A 2,118-nucleotide genomic window follows, 5' to 3' on the forward strand; every position below is an offset into this window, starting at 1 on the left:
CTCGACGACCTGCTCCACCGCCGCCCGGGCCACCGCCCGCGCGCCCATCCGCTTAGGCGGGGGTGTCGGGTCGTCCGCGACCTCCGGTTCGGGTTCGGGTTCGGGTTCCGCCTCGGAGTCCTCGACGCCGCCGTCCCCGGATTCGTCCTCCTCGGACTCGTCCCCGGGTTCCTCGTCCCCGGGTTCCTCGTCCCCGGGTTCATCGTCCCCGACCTCGTCGTCCTCCTCGTCCTCGAACGAGTCCTCGACCGGGTCCTCCTCCACCGGCTCCGGGGCCGGCGGCTCGGGTTCGGGACGCTCGGCGCGCCTGCGGCGGGGCGCGGGCTCGTCGCCGTTGCGGGACGGACGCCGGCGGGCCGGCGCAGCCTCCCCGGCCGGGCGACGGCGGGGACGCCCGTCGTCCTCCGCGGCGGGCCGGCGCCGGGCCGGGCGCCGACGGGGCGGGCCCTCAGCCATCCCCGTCTCCTCCTCGGCGCCCGACCAGGCGTCCCAGCAGCTCCTCCTGCTGCTCGTCCCGTTCGTCCTCACCGATCTCGCCGCGTTCGAACGCCTGCTCCACCTCGTCGATCTTCTGGCGGATCACGGCCGGGTCGTTCATCTGCCGGTCCGCCTCCGCCTCCAGCTGCTCGGCGACCCAGAGGACACCCCGCAGCGGCGCCAGCGGCAGACCGAGCAGGCCGGTGAAAAGCCCCACCCTCAGGCACCGTCCTCGTCGGCCGGCTCCGGGAGGAAGTCGAACGGCGCGACCGGGCCGATCAGCCGCAGCGCGACCCGGTCGCCCCACTCGTCGCCGAGCGCGTCGACCGCCTGCTCGAAGTCCGAGCGGTGCTCCCGGCGCACGAGCACGGACAGGTTCACCGCACCGTCCTCGCCGGTGGCCTCCTTCGTCGCGACGGCGACCGCGAACGGTGAGATCCGCTCCTCCGCCGACCCCGCGTCGGCGACCCGCTGCCGCTCCACCTCGGCCGAGATCATCTCGCCGAGCCTGATCCGTTCGTAGTAGGTGGCGTCGGGTTGCGTGCCGCGGATCGACTCGCTCAGCTCCGCCATCTCCGCGTTGTCGCCCAGGATCCGGCCGAGCAGCTGGTCCTGGTCGTAGCGGCCGTGCAGCACGAACTGCACGCAACCGTCGAGCTGCTCGAGAGCCCACACGAAGTAGTCGTGGTTCTGCTCGAGGAGCTCGTCGACGACCGCCTGGTCGTTCGCCACCACCCCACCGAACCGCATCGGCAGCACCGTCATGTTCTCGGCGATGGCGTTGACGACCCGCTCGTGCGACATCAGGTCCTGTCGACGGCCGAGCGGCTTGTCCACCGGGACGTCGCTGACCACGGCGGCCAGGCTGCGGTGGTCGAGGACCTCCAGCTCACCCGGCTCCTCACCGACCGGCTCGAGGCCCTCCGGGATGTCCGCGCCGGCCGCGACCACCGCGTAGACGTAGGTCGCGGTCTTCGTCTTCGTTCCCTTGCTCATGACCGACGCTTCTCCTGCTTGCGCTCGCCGCGGTAGTCGTCGAACTTCTCCTTGCCCGCCTCGATCACGCCCTTCGTGGTCCCTTTGGCTCCGCCCTGGGTGGCGCTCTCCGTCATCCCGCCGATGGTCTCGGTCAGGGACTTGCCGCCCTTCTGGTGCAGGTCGAGACGGTTCGTCGCCTCCGCGAACCGCAGGTAGGTGTCGACGCTGGCGATGACGATCCGCGCGTCGATCGTGACCAGCTCGATGCCGACCAGGGAGATCTTGACGAAGATGTCGATCACCAGGCCCTTGTCCAGGATCAGATCGATCACCTGGGCCAGGTCGCCCTGAGGTGCCCGGTCGACCCTGCTTCCGCCTTGACGCTGGCTGACGGTCACGCGTCACCATTCCTTTCTCGTCCGATGCCCGGCCGGGGCACGTGGGGAGCTCGGGCCCCGGTCGGGCCGGTCGTCCGCCGGGGTCGGCTCAGGCGCGGGAGGGCTGGCGCGCGCGGCGCCGGGGCCGCTTGCCCACCGGACGGCCCTCGTCCTCGGGCTCGTCCTCGGCATCGTCGGCCGCGTCCTCGCCCGCATCGTCGGCCGCGTCCTCCGGCGCCGCGTCGGACGCGTCGTCCTCGGGCTGTTCGTCGAGCTCGTCGTCGAC

3 protein-coding genes and 1 pseudogene are annotated in these 2,118 nt (G+C 72.3%); all 4 read right to left on the reverse strand.

Annotated features, from left to right (window positions below; genetic code table 11):
• Window positions 1–456 (reverse strand): annotated as a pseudogene (locus I4I78_RS32080) (hypothetical protein); the annotation flags it as partial.
• Window positions 449–694, reverse strand: a complete 246-nt coding sequence (locus I4I78_RS32085) for a gas vesicle protein GvpG (protein WP_218615261.1) — start codon at window positions 692–694, stop codon at window positions 449–451. The pseudogene I4I78_RS32080 and the gene I4I78_RS32085, both read right to left, overlap by 8 nt.
• 2 nt (window positions 695–696) lie before the next feature.
• A complete protein-coding gene (locus tag I4I78_RS32090; protein ID WP_218615262.1) occupies window positions 697–1,473 on the reverse strand; it encodes a GvpL/GvpF family gas vesicle protein in 777 nt (258 codons plus the stop codon).
• Window positions 1,470–1,853 (reverse strand): gas vesicle protein GvpJ, encoded by a 384-nt coding sequence (gene gvpJ / locus I4I78_RS32095; RefSeq protein ID WP_218615263.1) that lies wholly within the window; start codon window positions 1,851–1,853, stop codon window positions 1,470–1,472. Before gvpJ ends, I4I78_RS32090 begins: the two co-directional genes overlap by 4 nt.
• Window positions 1,854–2,118: the final 265 nt, after the last annotated feature.

It is taken from the genome of Pseudonocardia sp. KRD291 (genome assembly GCF_019263595.1).
Taxonomy (GTDB): domain Bacteria; phylum Actinomycetota; class Actinomycetes; order Mycobacteriales; family Pseudonocardiaceae; genus Pseudonocardia.

Excerpts from the sequence above, each read along its gene's own strand:
- I4I78_RS32090 (WP_218615262.1), bottom strand. The coding sequence starts at position 1,473 with ATGAGCAAGGGAACGAAGACGAAGACCGCGACCTACGTCTACGCGGTG.